The organism is Schlesneria sphaerica, assembly GCF_044336245.1.
Classification (GTDB): Bacteria; Planctomycetota; Planctomycetia; order Planctomycetales; family Planctomycetaceae; genus Schlesneria; species Schlesneria sphaerica.
Window position 1 is genome coordinate 4,512,859 of sequence record NZ_CP172346.1, and the last position, 23,246, is coordinate 4,536,104.

The following is a 23,246-nucleotide window of genomic DNA, read 5'->3' on the forward strand; positions in this document are numbered from 1 at the left end:
CGTCCTCCCACTCACGGCCATTTCCGCATGGCTCCTGCTCAGCAAACCCAACCCACAAAGGAAAAGAGGCTCGCCACAATGACAAGCCCCTGAAATCCCGTCCCGTCAGTTCAATGATCCCATCTGTGACCTGTAACTGTCATTGGCACGTTTGGCACTCTGACTGATCCCCTTGGCAGCAACAACCAACCGTTCAACCGTCTGCTGAAGTGCAGCGTTTTTGGCTGCCTCGGACGTTACGGCGTTGAGGGTTTCCGCTAAGCCGATAGCAACTTCCTGGGTGATCCGGCCCTGAGCCTGAAGGGCTGCTAGATTCTGCTGGGCTACTTCTCCTTGCGCCTGCTGAAGCTCTGCTTCACCGACGTTGCCATTCTCAAAGTCGCGGTTCGCGGAGTTGCGGCCCCGGTTAATGGCGGCCTGCTGATTTTTGTTCCATTTGGCGATCGCAGCCTTGTCCCCCGCCATTGCTTGCTGGCCAAGAGCGGAATCCCGTTCTGCCTGGGCTTGTTGCTCCTTCAGGGCCCGGTCAGCTCGAAGTTGTTCGAGGACCTTCCGGGGGTCGGTTGAATTGAGAACGTCTTGCGTTGGGAACGCCTTCTTCAGTGCCTCATCCCGGTCGGCTTTGGCTTTGTCCCGCCGTTCCTGTTCAGCGGCGAACAGGGCTTCCTGTTCCGCGAGCCGTTGCCGCGAAATCAACGACGCCTGCTCGCGTTCTGCCCGGCCGGATTCTTCGATTCCCTTTTTGCGGGCCTCGAACTGGGCTTTATCGAGATCCAGCCGGATCTTGGCCAGCCGTCGCTCTTTCTCGATTCCCGTGATGCCGGAGCGTTCGAGTTCCAGTTCTTCTTTTTCGAGTTCTGCCCGGCGAGCGTTGAACTCATCCGCAATCTGCTGGAGTTTGACATTGTGGGCCGCCGCCGCGAATTTCTGCTCCATCTCGGCAACTTGACTCTTCACCTGAATCTCAGTCGCCCCTGTGGCTCGCATTCGGGATATTGCCGCGTCTCTTTCAGCTTCGAACCGTGCGCGGGCCCCTTCCATCCCGGATTGTGAATCCTGATCCCGCGCCGTGGAGTTCAGATCCTTCTGAAAACCTGATCTCGCTTGAACGCGCTTCATCTCCAGTTCGTACAACTCTTTCGACTTCGCCACCTGGGTGTTAACCCAATCCGTTTCCTCAAGCCTTCGGGCTTTGACCTGGGCGGCGAATTCCGCCTCCTGGGCTCGGGCCTTCTCGCGCAAGCCAGCTTCGAGATTTGCCAGTTTAGTGACCAGCGTTTCCCGCTCAGCAAGCATCTTCTTTGCTGTCGAGTCATCAAGCTGATTATCGTTCGCCAGTTTTGACCGGCGTTCATTCCAGGCGCGAAGCTCAGCCTGAATCCCCTCGACCGTCGTAATGGACGCGATGCGGGCGGCCTCCGCACGGGCTGCATCGGATTTGGTGATTTCGGCATTCATCACGCGAATACGGGCGAAGTCATCCACGGAAGCGGCTTGTGCGTCTGAAACCCTCTTTTGCTCTGCTGCAAATTCACGGGCGGCTTCTGCTGCCGACCGATACTTGGCATCGGCATTGAAGACACCATCCCACTTCAAATACTGATCCATGTTCAAACGAATGACGTCAGTCAGTGTCTTCGTGTCACCTGTCAGGATGGCCAGAACGTCAGAGATGGAATCCGAAGTTTGCTGGGCGAGGGACTTCAGAAGTCCCATGTTCTCGACGCTGATATTCGTCGTCCGCGTCATCGACGCGTCGAACTCCTTCAGGATGTCGGGGATCGGGCTCCAAGCTTCATTGACGGCCGACAGTGCCCCGACAATCCCGCCCCCCACGTCACCAATGGGGCGAACGAGTTCCGATTGAAGACTGCGAAGCGCTTCGTTGAACCGGGTGAGATTCGATTCATAAACCTCGATCGTCTTCACCCCGAAGGTTTTTTCAAGGTGGGCGTTGACGTCCGTGATACCTTCAGACTGAACCAGATCGTCCAGGGTGACCCCGAGTTCATTCGCCTTGGCCGTGAACTTATCAAAAGCCTCGGCCTGCGACTTGGTCTGTTTGCTGGTGTCTTCGGCGAATTCCTTGAACTTGCGGCCAGTCGAATCTAGGGCAACCTCGAAACCCTTCAACCCTAAGCCAGCCCCAACCAGAACGGGGCCAAGTCCCGTCCCCAGCCCGATGGCGGCCTTTCCAGCGACTTCCGCAGCCTTGCCGACAGTACCCAAACCAAGTCCCGCAGCCGTCGCGGATGAACCGACGAACAAAAGGTCGTTCGCGATGCCACCAAGGGCATTGTGTTCGGCCTCGTATGCTTTGCCAACAATCTCTTCATGAACCTGAACCGCTTCGGTGTTTTGCCCCCACAGCGTCTTAATGCCCTTCAGCGCGCCAGAAGTGACGATGGCGTATTTGGCAACCGATGCGGCGGCCGAAATCGTCCCGTTGACAATGCTGGTGAATGCCTGCTGGGAGGCAACCTTGATGTCGGTATAGCCCTTGATGGCGGCGACTGACAGATCCCCGAAGACTCGGAGCCCGGTTTGACCCAGTTCTGAAAGCCCATCCTTCTGTTCATTGATGACGACAACCTGTCGTTCCTGGGCTTCGGTGAGAATGTCGGCCCCATCGGCCGCGTTCTGTGAAGCGATCGCCATTTCTTCGAGCTTGGCATTGATCACATCAAGGCCGTCCGTTGCTTGGTCGTCGAGGTCGATTCTGAGTGCTGGCATGTGCGCGTCCTTGCAAAAATTTCTAGTTCAGAAAATTCGCCCGCCAAACACTGACGGGCATTCGGTTGACCAACGACGTGTTGGTCGGAAATCGATCAGGTGTCAGTTGTTCATGGGTCCTCTTGCTGGTTTGGGTGAAGCTCCTCTTACGATGGGCCGTCCTGGCTAAACACAGACTTTTTGTTTGCGCGAAATCCCCGTGTTTTCATGCAGCAGAAGGCGAAAAAAACTGGCGAAAAAGTGTCTTTGTTTAGTCAGTATGGCACAGAGTAAGAGGAGACTTTTCCATTTCGTCGGGAGGACCCATTCAGCTTCCCCATCAGCATTCGATTCTCTTCGCGAGGATCGCGTTAGCCGCTGTCCCCCGTGCTTCCGTGAGCCAGTCATCGGGCACGAAGGGCAGTGGCTTAGACGCGATGTGATTTACACCACCATTGCCTTCCGTGTTTCAGACATTCCGTCTGACAGTTGCTTCAATTTCAAGGGGGTGCCCTTAAAACACCTGAAAAGCATGAGGAAAAGAGAGAAAATACAATTCATATATATTATTGAAGCAACTACTTAAGTCCTTGTGGCCGTAAGGGGAAGACGCTTCAAGAGTGACTGTTGACTCCACCCTGAAGCATCTCGCCCGACAAGTCACTTCAAGGGGACGTTTCAAGCGATGGAACTGTAGACGGTGGTATCTTGCCCACCCCGTTTTGAAGCGGGTAAAGTGGCCTCTTCTATCAGCTCTGCCGCAACCAGATCCTTCAGCATTCCGTCCCGGACATACTTGGTGAGGAACTGCGTCTTCCGGGTGATGACTGAAAGCGGGGCTGGTCCATGGTCTCGAATGATCTTGAGCAGTTTCTTTTTGTTCCGATCTTCGTCGTTGTCTGCGACCTGGGAGAAAATTCGATTAATCATTAGGCGGGTTGACCAATTGGCCTGCCGTATGGCCGCTTCTGCATCGGCCAGGGTGACTCGAATACCGAACGGCCCGCGACTGGCAGCGAAGATCAGGGCCAGCTTCTGAGCGGATGCAGAACATCGCGACCAGATTGGGCGATGCTCTTTTGGGTCTTTCGGCAACTGGTCCTCGATCGCGTTCATGTGATCAGACAGGCGGTCGAATGCGTCGGGATCATTCGGGACAATCACGGCGGACGGTTCCTTGTCGCTCATGTCCCCTTTCCCCGCGACAAACCGGTCCCAATCCTTGAGGATGTCGACGATCATTTGAGGAACGGGACTGCTTTTCACCATACGAAGCCTTGGATGGTGTTCCTCCGCTTCAACAACGAGCATTCGGGCCAGGAACCCATCGGCCGCGTCAGCATTCGTAACGCAATTCCAGAAGCCTTCGATCGTCGATGTCCCGTAGATGCAGAGATGCGGAAAGGCGATCGTTTTTTTCTTGCTTCGATCCGCCCAACTCTTCGGAACCCAAGCCGGATTTTGCGCTGCTCCCGTCAGTTCAAGGAATTTGGTGTTCAGGGCCTTCAGGTGACTACTGACGTTCGCGGACGGCCCCCGCGTCGTGGCGAAGAATTTTGCCACTTCGTCAATCTGCATAAGCAAACTCGGCTGGTCTTCCAGCTCTCCAATTAGCGCCACGTCCGATGATGGGTTTTCGGCTCCAAGATACTGAGTGCAACCCGCCTGGGTGACGGCAGCGATATTGTCAGCCCTCGGCCGTTCCTTTCCGCTTCCCGACGGGGCCAGGCCAATGCCATAGATATTGGTTCGAAGTCCAGATTCGGTTTGAATTTTGCGCCCTGAAAAGGCTCCAACCAGAACCTCGGACGCGATCAACGAGAGTGCTGGTTGTGGGCGCGGGGCGAATAGCTTGTGGAACTTGACCATCTCCCCGATCACGCCTGGGATCTCATAAAAATCATCTGTCATCTTGTTGGGATCAACCGGCGTCTTCCTGACCGCGGGTCGATTCACGGCTGTAATAGTGACCGTGGGGGCTGGGGTTGGTTCCTCCCCCATCGGATCAACTGCCGGGATATCTCCGGCCACGGCGGGTACGGGATTCGGGAAGTCCTCGGGCTTCACCTGTCCAAAGTATCCCGTGAAATCGCTCCAAGATTTGAAACCACAGCTATCATGGAAACATTTTCCCGCGAGCATGCCTGACGCGTCTTGCCAGATTGAGCAATCGGAATCCGCATTCTTCGACGAATGGGATTCGATCCCTGGGCATCGAATAAAGAATCGCCGTGATCCATTCCAGTCATCCTCACGGATGACCGACACGCCACGATTTCGAAGATAGGAGGCGAGGTCGACCGAATCCCCCCCACCTTGGGGACCGCTCGTTCCGGGCTTCCGCGGGGCCTGTCGGGCCAGCCATTCCAGGCAATCGGGGTGAACGACTTGGAGATTGTCGGGAACCTCGACCAGTCTACTTCGACGATGCGGCCGGTCGTTGGTGGAATCACCCTTTCGGGCCATCGTGCCATACAGCTTCGTGATTCGAGCAGCGTTGAACGTCGATGTGTCGACCTGGGAAAACTTCGCCGCGAGGGCCTTCAGGCAGTTTTCCACCGTCTTATCATCTGCGGGCAGATCCACGCGGTAGAGCAAGTGCCAGCCGTTTCCACTCATCGCAACTACGGGCGAGGGCCAGCCGTTCTCGTGAAGCCACCCTTGGCACTCCGTTGCCTGAGCTTGAGCGGCGGCAAGTTCGGCATCGGTCGACGACACCCCGGCAGGTCGCGCGGGGTCAATGTCGATCAGCATCCATCGACGGGAAACAATTTCTCCGTCCTTCGTCGTGCCATCCCGCTGGGCCTTCTTCACGCGATTGGCTGACCGGGCCAGCAAGTCAGGTGAGGTGGGATTCAGGGTGATATAGACGCCCGCCGCGTGAAACGAAGTCTCCAGGTGAAGGGCAGCTTGTTTGGCCTCCGCTAAGTGCTGGACATCGAAATATCCGCTCTGCGTGGATAGGACATCGGGCTTCCAGTCCCAGCAGTCAATCGCCCGAATCTCTATTAACCCGCCGTCGGTCGAGAAGAGTTGCAGGGTTCGTTGAATGTCGGTCAGTTCCATCGGGTCAAGCCTCCAACTTGGACTGAAGGCTGTTCACCGCGACACTCAGAGCGAGCCACGCGTTATTACCACAATCGCTTGCTAGCAGCTGGCAATACACCTGATCGCAGATCGACACTCCCGCTTCGATCTCAGCAGCCCGTGCCTTTAGTGCCGCCGCCTGATGTGCTGCACGATTACGGGTATCCAAATATTCTTGCCCATCGTGCGAAATTTTCGTCTTGCCGATAACGTTGTTTTGGGTCATAATCGTTGCTTCCATGCGAGTGAAGTTCGTGTGGATTCGAGACACGGGCGGTTGTGGATTGGTCCCCACAACCGCCTTTTTCGCTTCTTATCGCCGTCGCAACGCATCGAGTTGCTTTTCAATCTGATTAGCGAATCGATTCATACCTTCCGATCGGCCATTGATGCCCCCACGCTGTGATGGCTTCGGATTGGCTGCGGGTGCGGATTCCGGCTTGCTCGGCTCCGTGCTTAGTCCCGGGCAGTCATACACAGCTTCGAACAGACGGGCTCCAAGCCGGTACTCAGTTTCACTGAATGGTTTCCAGGTGCCCGCCTTGAACACAACCGTCCCGTCCGCGTTTGGGGCGGGCTTCGTCGCGTGGTGCTTCTTCAGTGCGTCCAGTGCAACACGAACGCGACTGGCCTTACCCCTTCCGAAATTCGTCGAAGATGACCGGCTAACCGCACGTTCTGCATCGTTCAGCATCTCAGTCATCACCCTAGGGCTAAATCTTTTCATAAGGACTACCATTGCTTTTCGAGGTTTGTTTTAGAAGAAGGGGCGAGTGATCCCGCCCCCACGAGAACGGCTGGCTGTGTGAGAGATCAAAACATCGCTAACGTTTTTTTGCGAGCAATTGCAAGCCGCTCATTGATACGATGCGAGGCGGCAGTGCAGCTCTTCACAAGCTCTTGAAGAGTGCTCTGGAAGCCCTCAATTTCAGTGATCAAGTCTTTTTGGTCCCGAACGGTAACATGCTGGTTTACTGCAGATCGCGGGTAAGCCCCGCGGCCCTCAAGTGAGTTCGCAAAGCCGATCGAAACGAGCTTTTCAACAACAGCCGCTTCAATCTCCGCCAGCCGAGTGAACTCCACTTCGTGGATGGCCTGAAGCTCTGGAATGCAGTGCGACTCAATCCATTTAGCAAATGAAGTGAATTCGGCTTCGTCGTCTTTCTGAATGGACTTCCATTCAGCTTTTACTTTCGCTGCCAGGACATCATCGTCGGTCTGTTCCACCTTGGCGAAAGAGGCAGACCACTTTTTCTTCCGCTCGTCGCGTTTCTTTCTGTCGGCAGCGATCTCTGCGGCCTTCGTTTTCGTTTCGTCGCTCGCCAGTGGGTGAATTGTGATCCCCGGGAACTGTTCAAAGTACATTCGATTCCTTTCGATGTGGACGGCTTATTTGCCGTCCTGTCTCTCTGCTGGCAACCGGAACATCCGATTGCCTTATTGTTCTCAGGTAAGGCTTGCCTCAAACCGGAGAACCTCGTTCAGGTGAACTCGTCTCGCTGAACCAATCTTGACCGCCGCAATTCGGTTATCATCAAGAAGCTCGTAAATCTTTGATCTCGACAGTGACCACCGGCTGGTTAACTCCTCAATCGTGAATAGCGTCTTCCCTTCAGTTGGTATCGCTGCTGTGCCCATAGCATTCCTTTCGTTAGTGTTGCTTCACACACAATAGAATCCGCACGCGTCCATACGGCCCCTTTTCCCCGATGAATGTAGTGATGCCTAGACCTCCTGGTTCGAATCTAACCGCAAAGGTGTTAGATTTAGAAAAAAGTGTCAGAAGTAAGACTTCACGGGCGCGGGATATCGCTTCCGCCAGGACGATTGCTTCAGGCGATTGTTACACCATCTATATCCGCGATCCCTATTGATTCTGCGTGTCGCATAGCGGCCTCAAAATCGGCGTCCATTCGAGCTTCTCGCGCTCTAAGTGTCGCTCGGGTAGACAAGCAAAACGGCAGCGCGTTGCCATTTTGCGGTTCCTGGGGTTTGGAAGTCGTCAATAAACCGATAGCATCCCGAAGACTGAGTGACGGATTCAGATCTCTTTTCGCTCTGATCGTTGACCAGTTGCTTGCGATCCGCATATATGACCGTGCTGTCCGTGGCGAGAATGAAACATTCTCTTGGACCCAGACTTCAAAGCCACCATGAGGGAGCATTCTCTTGGCGTCCTGCAGTGCCTTCCCGGCACGATACGCAAAATCAAGGGCGTCGCTCGCCAGTCGTTCAAAATGTTGGTGGCACGTATTTGCTGTCGTTGCCAGTTGGGGCAGTGTACTGAGTGGTATCGCTGTGGGTTTCTTCAGCATTTAGGGGGTCCTGGTTGATAGTGAGATTTCAGAAATAAGACTTCACTGGTGCGGGATTTCGCCTTCGTCTTGGCACTGGCTTCGGCGCTGGAACGGTTGTTCGCGCCCGCTCGAAGTCTTCCAGGGCTTCGGGTGAGATCAGCCAGCGGGGTTTGCCGCCGTTCTGGTTGGATCCGGCTTGAATCGCGATCAATTCTCTGCTTGCGATCCAAGCTAAAATTTTCTCAACCTTGCACCTGAACCGTGCAGCCACTTCTTTGGGCGTGTAGTGGGTGCTCAGCATGAAGTCACCCCCAGATTCTTCGGGGATCGGACGAAGGAAAGCTTGATCCCGAATTCAGTCCGAAGTCGCCGCAACGCCTCGGCCCGCATCGCGAAGTTCCGCATCAAGTGGGCGGCCCGGCAGATCACAATCAGTTCCGGCAGGCCGTTCACATTCGTCATTGGGTTTTTGCTCATCGGCTTCCTTTCGGTTTGGTTTTGTTGTGGCCCTCTACAGTTCCGGTCGTTGTTCAGCCCCGAACAAACGAAAAAAGCCGTTTTCCAAGTGGAAAACGGCTCAAGAAAAATTTTGCTTGTTCAGTCTGAACAAACTACTCCCCGAAATCATTGCCTTTCGGTCGGTCAAACTTCGCTGAATGCCTCAGTTGCGACAGTCGCTTCCATACCTGCGTTCCCGTCACCGTAGCCGCTGAGTAGCCGATCCTTGACGCCCATTCGCGGGCTGTCCATGCTTCCGCCGCCGCGGGATTAGCGGCAAATACAGCTATCATGAGTTCGTTGGGAGTTGACTTCGTCTTCTTCTCCGTTTTCGTTATCTCGACTGGCTGAATGGGTTTCCGTTTGCTAATCCGCCATCGAAGCAAGCGGCCGATCCGGTGCGCCATGTTGGAATCCATCACATCGCCGTCAATGATCCCAAGATTGAATTCGCAGTTGGCAACGTCCCGCCAATCCATCCCGGATAGAGTATCGTCAATTCCAAGTTCGCGATGCAGGCGAGGAATTGCATCTGCCGGGTTGAAACTCAGTTGTCCGTTTCCGCAGTCGTATCGAGGGCGGTCATCATCCCCGATGCCCCAGATGTTGGACGCGAATGCAGCGGAACAAATTTCAGCTTCGAAGTGCAGGCGCTGCTTATCCTCTTTCTCGCAAGCTTCAAGGAATTCAGCCACTTCGGCTGTCAGATCATTTTCATTCATTTTTGCTTTTCGCCTTCTTCGAAACCTTCTTCGCTGCCCTTTTCACTGGCTTCGGCCACAGCCAGGCGTGAACGTGGTTGACCACCGCCAGAAGCCGGGCGTCCTCAATGTGTTCTCGATACTCGGTATCAATCCCGGGTGTGACGTGGCCCATCACCATGTCCGTTGCAGGCTTGTCCTTTGCTCCATCGGCGACGGTCAGGAATGTGTGCCGAAGTCCGTAGAAGTTTGCGTTGTCCCGCTCCAGCTTCACCCTGCGCAGAACCTTCTTGAACTCCTTCCCGACAGCGTCTGAGAACGTGTAGTGGAGGTGTTCGCGATCCTCTTCCATTGTTGTCCACCCCTTGCAGCGGACCCAGGGGTGACCGTGGCGAGTCAGGAATACAAGGTTCGAATCTGATTCATTCTTTGGGGCTGGCCTCGACTCTATCACCGCCTTCAGGGCTTCGACTGTTTCCGGCCAAAGCTTCGCCCGACGATTGACGGCGGTTTTGGGCCTCGGGAACTCCAGCCACCCGTTCTTTAGGTCGAGTGCCGTTATTGGTAGCTGAGAAATGTCTGTCGGTCCCATGCCCGCGTTGATCCCCAGGAGGATCATTGCCCGCATGTTGACGCCAGCTTCAGCCAGAAGAAGCCGTATTTCATCAGCCGAGAAAAGCCGCTTCTCTCGCAAAGCCCTTGATCGTCGCATTTCAGTTTTGGTTGGCAGCTTGAATGCGGTTCCGAAATTGATTGGCCGGTCAATCGCCTCATTGTCACTGGCGAATTTGAAGATAATCCGAACGATTCGAATGATATTGGCAATCGTCACTGTGCCGCGTTTTTTCCTGGGGCCTGTACCGATCTTGGCTCGAAGGTCTCTAAAGTCTTCCGGTCGAATGTCGTCTACCAGTCGGTCTCGTCCGAAGTGTTCCAGCAGCATGGCGCAAGTCTTCTGGTAGTCGAGCATCAACCGTAGGGACAATCCGCCCTCATCAGATTTGATCTTTTTTTCCTTCATGAACTGGTTCGCCAGGGAGAGCAGGGTGTAGCCGTCGGGTGTATGCGGGCGAGGTACCCGACCTGCTTGCCTGTCGTCCACTTCTCGTTTATATTTGGCGAGTGCGCCGTCTGGATCACTCCATGGTCCGAAATAAAAGAGCTTTCCTTTGATCTTTTTCGCCCAAACGCCAGCAGCGTGCGGGAATAACGGAAAATCCTTGTAGGGCTTTGTTGGCTTCGGTCCCAACGGTTTTGCCATCGGTTGCCTTGCAATCAAATGTGGTTGTGGTGTAGAAACTGGTGTAGAACACACTATCAACCAAAATTGAGAACTGCAAGAAAAGCCTGTTTTTGCAGTGTTACAGTGAGATTTGAGCTCGTAGCTCAGTTGGTAGAGCAACGGACTTTTAATCCGTAGGTCCTGGGTTCGAGTCCCAGCGGGCTCACTGTTGCAACAAAGAGGGAAGGGTGCCCGAAGTGGTGTCCCTTCCCTCTTTTTGTTTCTCGCGATGGTTTCTTTATCTGCCTCTCGGCAGGGTTTACGGCTCGGGGGCTCTGTGGTTGGCGCGGACTGACTGCAAAGTCTACGCGTGAACCGTATCGGCTGGCGGATTTGAGTCAGGTGGTGATCATCGCCGCGCCGGGTGGAGGCATGCCGTCGGCAGTCGCATTTCGCACGGCTTACCTCTTTGTGCGCGGAATCAATGTGCTTGCTCTGCCGGCCGGCAGTCACTACCTCCGTTTCTGTCTGATGGCGGGGAGTTTCGTGAGCGCCAGGATGCCACGAGGTAGCGAGACTGAGGTTGACTGGCTGGTTTGTCGCCCGTTGCTGCTGGTCTTTACACGCGTTGCAGCCAGATGCTGCCCCCGATGTTTTTCATGCTCAGAGGCATGAATTCCTCGAGTTTCTCGGGGTGAAACAGGCCCAGGAAATGGTTCCAGATACGAACCTTGAAGGCGGAGTTGTACTGCAGAAACGATCGCAGGATGTAAGCTTCGTTCCAGAACCAGCGTCGATTAAGAACCCATTTCTCGGGGTATTGAAATGGGTAGTGGATGTCATGGAAGTGGATGAAGACCCCCGGCGGAAGGCGAGGAAGGATGTCGAACAGGATGAAATTGATGTCACTGCCCACTTTGGCCACATGTGACGAATCGATGAACAGGATGTCATTGGCCTCCAGTTGATCAAACCGGCTCAGTTCGACGTCCTGTACCCGCTTGGGGATGACCTCTGCGACGCGGTGATCCGCCTCTTTAAACCGCGACTGCAGTCGTTGCGGATAGGGATCGATGAACGTCATGCGGATTGAGTTATCAAAAAATTGCTGGTTGGTGTCGAGCATTACGAACGAGGAGTAGCCCGACCCGACTTCGATAATTCGCTTCGGCCTGGCATGGCGAATCATGCTGTAAAGGAAGAGGGCGTCGGCATATGAGTAGAACGGATTATTGAAAAAGTATCGTAATTCGGGTTGTGCTTCTTCGGCAAAGGGTTGTTCGGCATAGAACTGCTTCAGTTCGTTGAGTAAGGCGAGTTGTCCTGATGCGTTCAGGTCGACACCCCCAAGTTCGCGGAGCGAGCGATCGAAGATGCGATCGACATCTCGGCGGACTTCTTGGATTGAGGGGATGGGAGAGTAGAAAGAGCAAGGCGAGTAATCACCGAATCCTGCAAGCCGGGTAAGCCGGTTTTGCACTTTCTGTAGCAAGCTCATCGAGAGTGCTCCTTGGAGCGGGGGCAGTGGTTCGAGTGTGGCCAAAAATTGCGGGCGAATGCGCAGTAAGATCCCGGAATATTGGACAGGGCTGTCCGAAGGCTTAGTGCAAGAACGAGGTGCTTCCGTTGCCGATCGTCGGCGACGCTCAAGTCATCTTATGAGTTGTTACAGAGTGTCATACTCTGCTTTATGAACTGAGCAATCAGAATATCGTGCTGTAGAAACCTCCGCAAGCAAATTAATTCGTGGCCCACGTGGCACCTGGCCTACGGAGTACGGAGCGGGGCGGATCTCAAGGTCGGAAAATTACAGTCGTTAAAGTTTGCTCAAGGGTTGTTGCAGTCGTGTTCACGGCGGACTGGACAGCGAATTCGAAGCGGTACGCAAGTGGGGAAGATTGTTGTGTGGCTGTAATTTACGATGCGACGCGACGTACTGGAAACCTTACATCGGGAGCTTCGCTTACGGAGTGCCGCGAACGCTAGTGTGGTCACCATCGTACTTGCAGATTGAACCGCCAGATGTGTCGGACGGGTTCAAAAAATATTCCTGTATTTATGCGCACGGCGAACGAAAGCGGCGAGAAACAGTCGCAAAAGGTCGTCTGACGCAGGGCGAGAGAAAGGAATCTCTCAGCGACCGGCGGCGACCAGCGTGGCTGTTCGTCGGTCTGTGATTTTCGTTTGGGTTTGAAGCTAACTCGCTCGTCCAATGAACTAGATGATTACCATTGCCGCGGTCATCTTTCATTGCAAGAACTTTTTGTTTTTTTGCTTACGCTTTAATGCGTATATCAGTGTCTGCGGACGAGGGCATTATTGGGCTCGAAGAAGAGAGAGGGTAGAGGGCCGTTGACTCTTAGCAGAAGGGCGGGAAATTTCGATGGCGGAATTCGCTGAATGTTAAGTTGAATGTTCGTTGAGGGTTCTAGCCGCCGGGTGATGTCGCTTGTCGCATCATGCCCCGAATGGTTTCGATTGAATCGGCCTGCTCAGGTTTTTTGTCTCGCCGCCAGCGTGCGATGCGAGGAAAGCGGACAGCGATACCCGATTTGTGACGCTTCGAGACCTGGATATCTTCAAAGGCCAGTTCGAAGACGAGTTCCGCGGTGACCGCTCGAACGGGACCGAACTTTTCAAGCGTGTGTTCGCGGATGTAGCGGTCGACTTCGCGAATTTCCGCATCCGTCAGTCCCGAATAGGCTTTGGCGAAGGGCACCAGCGAGCCACCGTCCCAGGCGGCAAAGGTATAATCGGTATACAGACTGGCTCGCCGGCCGTTACCGCGTTGCGCATAAACCAGGACGGCATCACATGTGTAGGGCTCAATTTTCCATTTCCACCAGAGTCCCGTTACGCGTCCGACTCCGTACTCGGAACTGGCTCGCTTGAGCATTAACCCTTCGACTTTGGTTTCGCGACTCGACTCTCTGATACGACGCAGATCTTCCCAGGAATCACTTTCGATGAGTGGTGAGGCCATGATGGAGGAGTTCGATGGCTGTGCCGCAATCATTGCGTCGAGGCGCTGCCGGCGTTCGGAAAGTGGGAGCTTCCGGAGGTCTTGCCCGTTTTCTTCCAGCAGGTCAAAGGCGACAAACCGGACGGGAACCTCGGCCAGTAGCTTCTTTCCAATCGTCTTACGACCAATCCGTCGCTGCATCTCGCTGAACGGCAGGACTCCCCCCTCGTTCCAGCCGAGAATTTCGCCATCCAGGACTGTTCCATCCGGTAACGCCGCGACGGGCTGAACCAGTTCGGGAAAGCGTTCCAGCATCGGTTCTTCACCTCGCGACCAGACGAAGGATTGGCCACCCCGGCGAATTACCTGTCCGCGGATACCATCCCACTTCCATTCGACGATCCAGTCGTCAATGTTCCCCAAGGTTGCTTCATCACCGTCGGTGGGATGAGCCAGACAGAAGGGGTAGGGCTTACTGGAATCGCTTTCTCCGCTGTCAGGAGCCAGCAACCATGTGAAGAAGTCGGGCACGGGCTCCCAGGTTCCCATGAGCCGGTGTGCGATGACCGCCGCATCCACTCCGCTGGTTTCGGCCAGCGCACGAATCACCATCTGCTGTGCGACCCCAACGCGAAAGCCTCCAGTGACGAGTTTGTTGAAGACAAACCGTTCATAAGCGGAAAGGTCCCCCCAGGCTGTGATCATGGCTTCGCGGCAGTCGGCGTCGGACATCTGGCTGAGGGGGCGAATGCGATTTTCGATCCAGTCCGTCAGTGAGGTTGTCGAGCCGGTAGACTCTTCCGGCATGAGCAGGGCCATGGTTTCTGCCAGATCGCCGACGGCCCCATAGCATTCATCGAACATCCAGTCGGGGACCTGGCTTGCGCTGGCACACCACTCGCGCAGTCGACCGGTCGAGATCAGGCGTTTGAAGCGTCGCCCACTGAGGAAGTAGATCGCCCACGCGCCGTCGCTGGCGGTGCAGGTGGAGAAGTATTCTCGCATCGCCGTAATCTTGCGGCTGGTTTTTGTCGTCTCGTCGAGTGCCCGGTAGAGTTGCGCGAACTCGTTCACGTCTGGGTCTCCTCGTCCCCGGCACTATCGATGTCGACGGCGTCAATGTCGACATCGTCCCTTTCCCCTACGAATTCGGTGTGCAGCGAGAGGGCGTCGTATCCGGCTTCCCGTAGCCACTGCACCATGGGCCCGGTGCGGCCGTGAGTGGCGAGGACTCGTTCGGCACCTGTGGCTTGGATGGCTCCCAGCAGTCCGGGCCAGTCGGCGTGGTCCGAGATGACGAAGCCTCGATTGACCGCGCGTCGTCGTCGAGCACCCCGAACCTGCATCCAGCCAGAGGCGAACGCGGTGGAAATCTCACCAAAGCGCCTCATCCAGGGGGTACCATTCGCGGACGGTGGGGCGAGAATCAGGGCGCCTTTCCAGTCCTTGCGCCCGTAGGCGGCGCCCGCGTAGGTGGTGGGAGGGAGTGGGATTCCGGAGGCGATGTAATCGCGGTTCACCCGTTGAACCGCGCCGTGGCAGAAGATGGGGCCGATCGCCGGGTCGACACAGGAGACGACGCGCTGTGCTTTCCCGAGCGAATACGCGAAGATCATGGAAGCCCGTCCCTCGTCACGATTCGTACGCCACCATTGATTCAATTCGTCGGTCACGATGCTGTCTGCTGGCCAGCGATAGATGGGCAGTCCAAACGTGCACTCGGTAATAAACGTGTGGCAGCGTACGGGAGTAAACGGCTCGCAGGTGGAATCGGGTGTGACCTTGTAGTCGCCCGATACCACCCAGACTTGTCCCTGAAATTCCAATCGCACCTGAGCGGATCCCAGGATATGACCCGCTGGATGAAGCGAGAGCTTGACTCCATTCACAGAGAGCTCTTCGCCATAAGCGAGGGTGTCGATGGGGGCGCCGGGCTGCATGCGGGTTTGGAGGACCTGGCGTCCCTGAGAGGTGGTCAGGTATCGCTCACTCCCTGGTCGAGCATGATCTCCGTGCGCGTGCGTAATGACTGCACGCACGACGGGCTGCCAGGGGTCGATGAAAAAATCGCCCTGTTCACAATACAGACCCCGATCGGTCACTGATATCAGGTTCGCCATGGTCCGATTCTGAAAATGCATCTTCTGAGGTTTAACCCGTTGCTTGCAAATACGGTTCCACCGGGCGAATGCTGGCAGAAAGTTTCTCCTTGGAAAGTTTTTCCGGGGGGATGAGTCTCATTTGCGCCAGTGGCTTTCAGGCTGGCTCCAGTCCCGGTGTGCAGTCTTGGATCATGAATTGCTCCTTGAGGGATCGCACAGAAATCTCTAGAAGTGTCCCGAAAATGAGCGTTTGTTTCCTGTTAATTCGGCGAGTTTCTGGCGGTTAATCGGTTTATGGATATACAGGAAAAACTTTCGATCCTGGCTGATGCGGCCAAGTATGATGCGTCCTGCGCGAGCAGTGGATCGAAGGGAATGCGCGCGGGAAGTCGGCTGGGCAGCACTGAGGGGATGGGGATTTGTCACAGCTATACGCCGGACGGTCGCTGTGTCTCGTTGCTGAAGATTCTGCTGACCAATTACTGTATCTACGACTGTCAGTACTGCGTGAATCGGGTGACGAGCGAGACGCGGCGGGCTCGTTTTACCGTGGACGAAATTGTCCGTCTGACGATCGAATTCTATCAACGGAATTACATCGAAGGGCTCTTCCTGAGTTCTGGGATTATCCAGAATCCGGATTACACGATGGAGCAACTGGCGCTGGTTGCCAAGTCGCTCCGGGTCGAGCATCAGTTTGGTGGATACATTCACCTGAAATCGATCCCGGGAGCGTCGGAAAATCTGCTCGAAGAAGCGGGGCGTTGGGCGGACCGCTTAAGTGTGAATATCGAGTTGCCGACCCCCGCCGATCTGCAGGCCCTCGCTCCAGAGAAGAAACCGCCTGAAATTACCGACGCGATGGATGCGATCAAGCAGCGTTTGGATCAGTACCAGTCTGATCGCCAGGCGGGCTTCAAGGTGGCTCGTTTTGCACCTGCGGGGCAGAGCACTCAAATGATTGTCGGGGCCACGGCGACTCCGGATCTCGAAATCCTGAAAACGGCGTCAGGTTTGTACAACCAGCAGAAGCTCCGCCGAGTTTACTATTCGGCATATAGCCCGATCCCCCACGCCGACGCCCGGTTGCCGGGGATGAGTCCTCCCCTGGTCCGGGAGCATCGACTCTACCAGGCCGACTGGCTGATGCGGTTCTACGGGTTTGGTTCGTCAGAGCTGGTGGCGGAATCAGACGGGAATCTCTCGTTAGAGATCGATCCCAAGCTCGCGTGGGCACTCGCGCACCGGGAAATGTATCCGATCGACGTAAACCGAGCAGAGCGGGAGATATTACTGCGGATTCCCGGAATCGGTGCTCGCAACGTGGATCGAATCCTGCGGCTCCGCAGGCACCATGCGATTCGCGTCAGTGATCTGAAGAAGCTGCGAGTCGCGTGGAACAGGACCGCTCCGTTCGTACAGACCATCGACCACAATCCGGCACTGAAGCAACTGGATGCGCAGGGACTGAAAGACCGTTTTAAGCCACAGGAGAAGCAGCTACTCCTGTTTGATACCGGGCAATCGGCGTTGGATGGTGAGTTCTAAATGTACTCGTTCGTTGTTCAGAGTTTCGCAGAGTGGAGAAGTTGCTCCCGAGCATTACTGAATGCTCAGGTCCTGCCGGATCAGGTCATTTTTCGTGACAGTCCTGTCGAGGCGACCCTGTTCGATGACGAGTCATCCGGGGAACAGTCGTGGAGCGCTCTGGTGCGAGTGCCCGCGCGGGGACATAAAGTGCCGCAGGCCTTTCTCGATTTGGCCTATGCCGTCAGTTGTCATCGGGACACGGATCGCTTTCAGCTGCTGTACCGTCTGCTCTGGCGACTGACGACGAACGAGCCTCGCTTGATGGAAGTGATCACGGATGATGATGTTCATCGGCTGCATCAGATGGAGAAAGCGGTTCGCGGTGACTCGCACAAGATGAAAGCCTTCGTCCGCTTCCGAAAGCTGGTGACACCAGAGGGTGAGCAGTTCGTTGCCTGGCATCGGCCTGACCATCGGGTTGTGCAACTCGTCTCGCCCTTTTTCTCGCGGAGATTTCCCGCGATGAACTGGACGATTCTGACCCCGGACGAGTCTGTCTCGTGGGACCAGAAAGAACTGCGATATGGCCCGGGGTGCTCGCGCGATCACGCACCGGACGGGGATGAACTGGAAGATTTGTGGCTGACGTATTACGGATCGATTTTCAATCCCGCGCGAATCAAGGTGAAGACCATGATCAGGGAAATGCCCGTTCGACACTGGGCCACGCTGCCCGAGGCGACGATCATCGATGACCTGCTGAACGATGCCCCTCGTCGAGTCGCCGAGATGATCGCTCGTCAGGAAGGCCATGCGCGATCCGCGCGTGACTATCTTCCTGCGCACCAGACGCTGAAGTCATTGCGAGAGGCTGCCAAGACCTGTCGCGGCTGCGATTTGTACTGCGAGGCAACTCAAACAGTCTTCGGAGAGGGGCCGGCTGACGCCCGTATCGTACTGGTTGGCGAACAGCCTGGTGATCAGGAGGACCTCGCCGGACGGCCCTTCGTGGGGCCAGCGGGGCATGTACTGGACGACGCTCTGCAGCAGGCGGGAATGGACAGATCGGAAGTCTACCTCACCAACGCGGTGAAGCATTTCAAGTTTGAACCGACCGAGAAGAGACGTCTGCACAAAAAGCCGTCAGCGCGTGAGTCCTCCGCCTGCAGGCCGTGGGTCGATGCCGAACTGAGGCTGATCAAACCTAAAGTCCTGGTCTGTCTGGGTGCGACCGCCGCTCATTCGTTGATCGGCCCGGGATTCAGCGTGACCCGCCAGCGAGGCCAGTTCGTCCGAACGGAGTGGTGTGAACACACTCTCGCAACGTATCACCCTTCTGCCATCCTCAGAAGCCTGCAGTCTGAGTCTCTGCGTAAATGGCTAATTGACGATCTGAAAGCGGCCAAACATCAGGCTGACAACTCATGATGGAGTCCTGATCGAGCCCCGAGCCTAATTGAAAAGAGTCCGTACCTGCCGAAAGCGTTGAGGCAGCATTCAGTCACTGCGCGGTACGAGTGAGTTCGGTCCCCTCGATGGTGGCGTTACGGCCCTGCGTGTGTCACGCCTGGGTGATCAATCAAAGGTTCAGCAAGATGCTCTCGCCTGCTTCGCGCGAGGGAAGTCCGTTCCGCTGTTGTTGTGTTCATTCTGTTTTTGGACTATGACCAGCGGTACGTTGTTTCCATCATCGAATTGATTGAGCTGAAGCTCGAATGCAGGATTCATTGTGCTTTTCAGGAGAGATCTGATGCCCCGGTTGCTCGTCGCGTTCAGTTTACTGGTCTTTTGTGGGCTGCTGCACTCGGCGAGTGATGCTGCGGAACCCAAATCCTCAAAAGATTGGCCGCAATGGCGCGGAGAGAAAGGGGATAATATTAGCCCCTTCAAAGGGATCGCCAAAGACTGGGAAGCGACACCGCCGGAACTGTTGTGGCAGTTGGAAGGGATGGGGCAGGGTTACGCCAGCGTTTCCATCGTCGGTGACCGGCTTTATACCACGGGGAACATCGGTGATTCTCAGGCTGTCGTCGCGGTCGACCTGAAAACGCGTGCGGTGGCCTGGACTGCTCCACTGACCGATTCGGTCCCCAAGCACGGCTACGACGGATCCCGCTGCACTCCGACTGTTGACGGAGATCGGCTCTACGTGATCACATCGAACGGCCAGATCTCGTGCCTCAAGGTGGCCGACGGGAGTGTCGTCTGGAGTAAGAATTTTGAAAAGGAATGGAACGGCCGGATGATGTCCGGCTGGGGATTCTCTGAATCTCCGCTCGTCGACGGGAAACACGTCTTGTGTACGCCCGGCAGCGAAGAGGCCATGATTGTCTGTCTGAACAAAGTGAATGGTAAGGAAGTCTGGCGGTCGGCCGTTCCTGACGCGGGCGAAAAAGGGAGTCCCGGAGCGGGATACTCGGTCATGACGATCAGTAACGGAGCTGGCGTCAAGCAGTACGTGCAGCTCATCGGCCGTGGCTTGATCGGTGTTCGTGCCAGCGACGGGAAGCATCTGTGGAGCTACAACAAGATCGCCAACGGTGTGGCGGACATTCCGACTCCGATCGTCTCGGGCGATTACGTGTTCGGCTCAACAGGGTACGACGATGGTGGATCGGCGCTGTTGAAATTGAAACGTTCAGGGAATGGTGTGGAAGCTGTCGAACAGTACTCACGCGCTGCGAAACAACTTCAAAATCATCACGGCGGAATGGTCCTGATGGGTGAGCATCTTTACTTTGGAAACGGCCACAATAATGGCTTCCCAATCTGTGTGGATTTGATTTCGGGTGACGTGAAGTGGGGCGGGAAACTGCGTGGCGTAGGGCAGGGTTCTGCCGCCATTACCGCCGTCGATGGCCATCTGATCTTCCGCTATCAAAGTGGTGAGGTGGCTCTGATTGAAGCGACGCCTAACGAATACAAGCTCAAAGGAAGCTTCATGCCTGTCTATCAGGAGCGGGAGTCCTGGGCACAGCCCGTCGTTGTGGATGGGAAGCTGTATCTGCGTGAGCAAAATACGCTGATGTGCTACGACATTGCGGAAAAGAAGTAAAACGGGCGTCGCCATGACAAGCCCGGACGGACTGACTTGTCATGGTCGTATGTCAGAGTAGTAAACTAACGGCAGACCATTCCTTCGAGAGAGTTCCGGTGACTTCGAGGGAATGGTTTTGTTGCAGTCGCTGCAGTCGCTGACGGACTCGGGGACTCTGGTAGCGGTTGTGCCTGCCTGCCCGATTGATCGGGTGAAGGCCTGAAAACTGAAGTCACGTGGTCTAACCAAACCAACTTTTCCGAATCGCCCCACCAGTGATCCCCATCGTGATTTCTGGTTCGAGAGCGGATTTTCTCTGGAACAGCACCTCTCTTCAGGAAACCATCGGCAGGCGAATTACGTAAAGCCCGTCGGGACTTACGGATTGCCGCAGTCGCAAATCGGCCGTTTCTACTGATTGTCGCTTGGCGGCTGTGCCGATGTTGGTATACGATCGATCCACCGATCGGAAAGTTCCTGCGCGTGTGCCCGAGTGCTTTCGGATCGCCATGACCGTCCTGCCTGAATTCCTGCCCGACTGCCATCCACCCCGCAGGGGTGCTCGAGACCTCCAGAGGATTCTCCATGCTGACGATTCCCGGAAAAGCCCATCGGTTATGCGACGGAGTCACTCGACGCGATGCCCTGCGGATTGGCGCACTGGGACTGGGGGGACTTTCGCTACCCGGTTTGTTACGAGCCGAACAGGCTGCCGGGATCACGAAATCGCACAAAGCGGTAATCATGATCTATATGGTCGGGGCACCGCCGCACCAGGACATGTACGACCTGAAGCCGGACGCTCCTGCGGAAATTCGTGGAGAGTTCCGGCCGATTGATACGAATGTTCCGGGAATTCAGATTTGCGAGCACCTGCCGAAGCTCGCCACGATCATGGACAAACTGGTTCCGCTCCGGTCGGTCTATGGTTCCCCCAGCGGCGATCATGATTCGTTTATCTGCTACACCGGACGGACAGTTCTGAATCAGCCGCCCGGGGGCTGGCCTTCCATCGGTTCGACGGTCTCCAAAGTACTCGGGCCTGTGAATCCGTCCGTACCGCCGTTCTTCGGCCTTTCGCCGAATGCCGGACATCCTCCTTATGGCTCGCCCGGACACCCCGGCTTTCTGGGTGTGACCCACAGTGCGTTCCGTCCGTCAGGGCCTTCCCGCGAAGATATGAAGCTGAACGGCATGGATCTGGCGCGGCTGGCGAATCGTCAGCAACTGCTCGCCAGCTTCGATCAGTTCCGTCGAGATGCGGATGCGAAAGGGATGATGACCGGTCTCGATGCTCTCAACCAGCAGGCGATGGGAATCCTGACGTCGAGTCGTTTGTCAGAGGCTCTCGATATCTCACGGGAAGATCCTGCCGTAATCGCTCGCTATGGAAAGGGTGATCCCAATAACTATGGCGACGGTGCTCCGCGAAATCTCGAACACTTCCTGATGGCGCGGCGGCTGGTCGAAGCGGGAGCGCGCGTGGTGACGCTGAACTTCGGACGCTGGGATTTCCATTCCAGCAATTTCAGTGAATGTAAGAATACCCACTTCCCCATGTTCGATCAGGGAATGCACGCCTTAATCACCGACCTGCACGAACGGGGAATGGATAAGGATGTGGCCGTGGTGGCCTGGGGTGAATTCGGACGGACGCCGCGAATCAATCCCGAAGCCGGTCGGGATCACTGGCCTGATGTTGGTAACGGCTTGATTGCGGGCGGTGGCTTCCGCACGGGACAAGTCATCGGAGCCACGGACCGTATCGGGGCCAAAATCGCGGATCGACCGATTCACTTCGGCGAAGTGCACGCCACGCTGTATCATCACTTCGGCATCGATCCGCTGGCCATCCACCTGCACGACCTGTCCTCTCGACCGCACAATCTGGTCGATAACTGGAGGGCCATGCCCGAACTGGTCTGACAGGCCCGGCTCGAATTTTATCGTTTGGCGGCTTCCCGCTACCGACAGATCCAGGCCGGAAACGTCACGGCGCACGTGATTCATCGGAGAGGCGAACAAGATTTACAAAAGTGTACGACGGGTCTCGTTTGACATCCATGATGTGATCGGGGCAAAACTCAGGCAGCGCTGAGCAGGTGAAACGCGGCTGTCTGAGGGGCAAGGGACGGGTGCAACAGGCTTCATGCGATTCTATTACACGGACGAGTTTGTTCTGCCGTTGCCGCCGACTCATCGGTTTCCCATGCAGAAGTACACTCTGCTGCGGGAACGGATCATGACGAGCGGAGTGATCACGCACCCACAGCTGATTCGGCCCGCTGCGGCAACCGACGAACAGCTATTGCGAGTTCACTCTCCTGAATACCTTCGTCGCGTCGTGACAGGTGAGCTGACCGAGCGGGATCTGAGACGGCTGGGCTTCCCCTGGTCGCCTGAACTGGTCGAGCGATCTCGCCGATCGTCCGGAGCCACAATCGAAGCCTCTCGCGCTGCGCTCAGCGAAGGGTGTGCTGTAAACCTCGCAGGAGGGACTCATCATGCTTACCGCGACCGCTGTGAAGGATTTTGTCTGTTTAATGATAGCGTCGTCGCAGCTCGTGAACTGCAGGCGAGCGGGTTGGTTTCGAACGTGCTGGTGATTGACTGTGATGTTCATCAAGGGAACGGCACGGCCTCACTAGTGCGGGATGATCCCACGATCTACGCCTTTTCAATCCATAGTGAGCGGAATTATCCTCAGCCCAAAGAGGTGAGTGATCTGGATATCGGGCTTCCGGACGGAACGGAGGATGCTGAATATCTTGCAGCCCTGCAGTACGGTCTGAAGACCATTTTCAGGGAATTCGCGCCGGACATGGCGATCTATCTGGCAGGTGCGGATCCCTATCACGGCGATCGACTTGGTCGACTCGCGTTGTCACTGGACGGCCTGGGTCAACGTGACCGGATGCTGCTTGAGGCCTGCCGCGAGCGGTCCGTCCCTGTCGCGATTTCCATGGCCGGTGGTTACTGTCCCGACATCAGTCAAATTGTGGACTGTCATTTTCAGACGGTCACAATTGCTTCCCAACTGTTTGGGTGTTGAGATGAGTCGACTGCGGTTACCGATTCTCACCAGTGGACGAGTACCG

Annotated in this window: 19 protein-coding genes and 1 tRNA gene; 6 read left to right on the plus strand and 14 right to left on the minus strand. The window is 55.9% G+C overall.

What is annotated here, in order from left to right; genetic code table 11:
- Positions 1 to 105: 105 nt before the first annotated feature.
- The 11 genes from ACGY09_RS16380 to ACGY09_RS16430 all read right to left on the minus strand — a co-directional run bounded on the left by ACGY09_RS16380 (position 106) and on the right by ACGY09_RS16430 (position 10,697).
- Positions 106 to 2,733 (minus strand): hypothetical protein, encoded by a 2,628-nt coding sequence (locus ACGY09_RS16380; RefSeq protein ID WP_397568573.1) that lies wholly within the window; start codon positions 2,731 to 2,733, stop codon positions 106 to 108.
- Between the two features lie 657 nt (positions 2,734 to 3,390).
- On the minus strand, positions 3,391 to 5,778 hold the full coding sequence (locus ACGY09_RS16385; protein ID WP_397568574.1) for a DUF3987 domain-containing protein: 2,388 nt from the start codon (positions 5,776 to 5,778) through the stop codon (positions 3,391 to 3,393).
- A 4-nt stretch (positions 5,779 to 5,782) separates the two neighbouring features.
- Positions 5,783 to 6,040: a hypothetical protein gene (locus ACGY09_RS16390; RefSeq protein ID WP_397568575.1), complete on the minus strand. Its 258-nt coding sequence runs from the start codon at positions 6,038 to 6,040 to the stop codon at positions 5,783 to 5,785.
- A 72-nt stretch (positions 6,041 to 6,112) separates the two neighbouring features.
- A complete protein-coding gene (locus ACGY09_RS16395) occupies positions 6,113 to 6,493 on the minus strand; it encodes a hypothetical protein (RefSeq protein ID WP_397568576.1) in 381 nt (126 codons plus the stop codon).
- 119 nt (positions 6,494 to 6,612) lie between these two features.
- Entirely contained in the window at positions 6,613 to 7,164 is a 552-nt protein-coding gene (locus tag ACGY09_RS16400; protein ID WP_397568577.1) for a hypothetical protein, read from the minus strand.
- Positions 7,165 to 7,245: 81 nt separating this feature from the next.
- Positions 7,246 to 7,437 carry an excisionase family DNA-binding protein gene (locus ACGY09_RS16405; protein WP_397568578.1) on the minus strand — a complete coding sequence of 64 codons (192 nt, stop codon included), beginning with the start codon at positions 7,435 to 7,437 and terminating at the stop codon, positions 7,246 to 7,248.
- A 194-nt stretch (positions 7,438 to 7,631) separates the two neighbouring features.
- Positions 7,632 to 8,114, minus strand: a complete 483-nt coding sequence (locus tag ACGY09_RS16410; protein WP_397568579.1) for a DUF3102 domain-containing protein — start codon at positions 8,112 to 8,114, stop codon at positions 7,632 to 7,634.
- A 28-nt stretch (positions 8,115 to 8,142) separates the two neighbouring features.
- Entirely contained in the window at positions 8,143 to 8,397 is a 255-nt protein-coding gene (locus ACGY09_RS16415; protein ID WP_397568580.1) for a helix-turn-helix domain-containing protein, read from the minus strand.
- Complete coding sequence (locus tag ACGY09_RS16420) at positions 8,391 to 8,573, minus strand: hypothetical protein (RefSeq protein ID WP_397568581.1); 183 nt, start codon at positions 8,571 to 8,573, stop codon at positions 8,391 to 8,393. Before ACGY09_RS16420 ends, ACGY09_RS16415 begins: the two co-directional genes overlap by 7 nt.
- Positions 8,574 to 8,707: 134 nt before the next feature.
- Positions 8,708 to 9,316, minus strand: a complete 609-nt coding sequence (locus tag ACGY09_RS16425) for a hypothetical protein (protein WP_397568582.1) — start codon at positions 9,314 to 9,316, stop codon at positions 8,708 to 8,710.
- A complete protein-coding gene (locus ACGY09_RS16430; RefSeq protein WP_397568583.1) occupies positions 9,309 to 10,697 on the minus strand; it encodes a tyrosine-type recombinase/integrase in 1,389 nt (462 codons plus the stop codon). Before ACGY09_RS16430 ends, ACGY09_RS16425 begins: the two co-directional genes overlap by 8 nt.
- Here ACGY09_RS16430 and ACGY09_RS16435 point away from each other — a divergent pair.
- Positions 10,671 to 10,743 (plus strand) — tRNA-Lys (locus ACGY09_RS16435). The genes ACGY09_RS16430 and ACGY09_RS16435 overlap by 27 nt on opposite strands.
- 393 nt (positions 10,744 to 11,136) lie before the next feature.
- Here ACGY09_RS16435 and ACGY09_RS16440 read toward each other — a convergent pair.
- From ACGY09_RS16440 to ACGY09_RS16450, 3 genes are all read right to left on the minus strand, one after another.
- Positions 11,137 to 12,015 carry a class I SAM-dependent methyltransferase gene (locus ACGY09_RS16440; protein ID WP_373649150.1) on the minus strand — a complete coding sequence of 293 codons (879 nt, stop codon included), beginning with the start codon at positions 12,013 to 12,015 and terminating at the stop codon, positions 11,137 to 11,139.
- A 930-nt stretch (positions 12,016 to 12,945) separates the two neighbouring features.
- Positions 12,946 to 14,553 (minus strand): ATP-dependent DNA ligase, encoded by a 1,608-nt coding sequence (locus ACGY09_RS16445; protein ID WP_397568584.1) that lies wholly within the window; start codon positions 14,551 to 14,553, stop codon positions 12,946 to 12,948.
- Positions 14,550 to 15,599, minus strand: a complete 1,050-nt coding sequence (locus ACGY09_RS16450) for a ligase-associated DNA damage response exonuclease (protein WP_397568585.1) — start codon at positions 15,597 to 15,599, stop codon at positions 14,550 to 14,552. Before ACGY09_RS16450 ends, ACGY09_RS16445 begins: the two co-directional genes overlap by 4 nt.
- Before the next feature lie 276 nt (positions 15,600 to 15,875).
- On the opposite strand from ACGY09_RS16450, the gene ACGY09_RS16455 reads away from it, so the two are divergent.
- The 5 genes from ACGY09_RS16455 (at position 15,876) to ACGY09_RS16475 (ending at position 23,200) form a co-directional block, all read left to right on the plus strand.
- Positions 15,876 to 17,129 carry a putative DNA modification/repair radical SAM protein gene (locus ACGY09_RS16455; protein ID WP_397568586.1) on the plus strand — a complete coding sequence of 418 codons (1,254 nt, stop codon included), beginning with the start codon at positions 15,876 to 15,878 and terminating at the stop codon, positions 17,127 to 17,129.
- Positions 17,130 to 18,539, plus strand: coding sequence for a UdgX family uracil-DNA binding protein (locus tag ACGY09_RS16460; RefSeq protein ID WP_397568587.1), 1,410 nt, complete (start codon positions 17,130 to 17,132; stop codon positions 18,537 to 18,539).
- 322 nt (positions 18,540 to 18,861) lie between these two features.
- Entirely contained in the window at positions 18,862 to 20,166 is a 1,305-nt protein-coding gene (locus ACGY09_RS16465) for a PQQ-binding-like beta-propeller repeat protein (RefSeq protein ID WP_397568588.1), read from the plus strand.
- A 567-nt stretch (positions 20,167 to 20,733) separates the two neighbouring features.
- Positions 20,734 to 22,074 carry a DUF1501 domain-containing protein gene (locus ACGY09_RS16470; RefSeq protein ID WP_397568589.1) on the plus strand — a complete coding sequence of 447 codons (1,341 nt, stop codon included), beginning with the start codon at positions 20,734 to 20,736 and terminating at the stop codon, positions 22,072 to 22,074.
- A 223-nt stretch (positions 22,075 to 22,297) separates the two neighbouring features.
- Complete coding sequence (locus ACGY09_RS16475; RefSeq protein WP_397568590.1) at positions 22,298 to 23,200, plus strand: histone deacetylase; 903 nt, start codon at positions 22,298 to 22,300, stop codon at positions 23,198 to 23,200.
- Positions 23,201 to 23,246: the final 46 nt, after the last annotated feature.

What these genes read in the sequence shown, in the direction of transcription:
- ACGY09_RS16380 (WP_397568573.1), bottom strand. Translation starts at nt 2,733, where the DNA reads ATGCCAGCACTCAGAATCGACCTCGACGACCAAGCAACGGACGGCCTT.
- ACGY09_RS16385 (WP_397568574.1), bottom strand. Translation starts at nt 5,778, where the DNA reads ATGGAACTGACCGACATTCAACGAACCCTGCAACTCTTCTCGACCGAC.
- ACGY09_RS16390 (WP_397568575.1), bottom strand. Translation starts at nt 6,040, where the DNA reads ATGGAAGCAACGATTATGACCCAAAACAACGTTATCGGCAAGACGAAA.
- ACGY09_RS16395 (WP_397568576.1), bottom strand. Translation starts at nt 6,493, where the DNA reads ATGCTGAACGATGCAGAACGTGCGGTTAGCCGGTCATCTTCGACGAAT.
- ACGY09_RS16400 (WP_397568577.1), bottom strand. Translation starts at nt 7,164, where the DNA reads ATGTACTTTGAACAGTTCCCGGGGATCACAATTCACCCACTGGCGAGC.
- ACGY09_RS16405 (WP_397568578.1), bottom strand. Translation starts at nt 7,437, where the DNA reads ATGGGCACAGCAGCGATACCAACTGAAGGGAAGACGCTATTCACGATT.
- ACGY09_RS16410 (WP_397568579.1), bottom strand. Translation starts at nt 8,114, where the DNA reads ATGCTGAAGAAACCCACAGCGATACCACTCAGTACACTGCCCCAACTG.
- ACGY09_RS16415 (WP_397568580.1), bottom strand. Translation starts at nt 8,397, where the DNA reads ATGCTGAGCACCCACTACACGCCCAAAGAAGTGGCTGCACGGTTCAGG.
- ACGY09_RS16420 (WP_397568581.1), bottom strand. Translation starts at nt 8,573, where the DNA reads ATGAGCAAAAACCCAATGACGAATGTGAACGGCCTGCCGGAACTGATT.
- ACGY09_RS16425 (WP_397568582.1), bottom strand. Translation starts at nt 9,316, where the DNA reads ATGAATGAAAATGATCTGACAGCCGAAGTGGCTGAATTCCTTGAAGCT.
- ACGY09_RS16440 (WP_373649150.1), bottom strand. Translation starts at nt 12,015, where the DNA reads ATGAGCTTGCTACAGAAAGTGCAAAACCGGCTTACCCGGCTTGCAGGA.
- ACGY09_RS16450 (WP_397568585.1), bottom strand. Translation starts at nt 15,599, where the DNA reads ATGGCGAACCTGATATCAGTGACCGATCGGGGTCTGTATTGTGAACAG.
- ACGY09_RS16455 (WP_397568586.1), top strand. Translation starts at nt 15,876, where the DNA reads ATGGATATACAGGAAAAACTTTCGATCCTGGCTGATGCGGCCAAGTAT.
- ACGY09_RS16460 (WP_397568587.1), top strand. Translation starts at nt 17,130, where the DNA reads ATGTACTCGTTCGTTGTTCAGAGTTTCGCAGAGTGGAGAAGTTGCTCC.
- ACGY09_RS16465 (WP_397568588.1), top strand. Translation starts at nt 18,862, where the DNA reads ATGCCCCGGTTGCTCGTCGCGTTCAGTTTACTGGTCTTTTGTGGGCTG.
- ACGY09_RS16470 (WP_397568589.1), top strand. Translation starts at nt 20,734, where the DNA reads ATGCTGACGATTCCCGGAAAAGCCCATCGGTTATGCGACGGAGTCACT.
- ACGY09_RS16475 (WP_397568590.1), top strand. Translation starts at nt 22,298, where the DNA reads ATGCGATTCTATTACACGGACGAGTTTGTTCTGCCGTTGCCGCCGACT.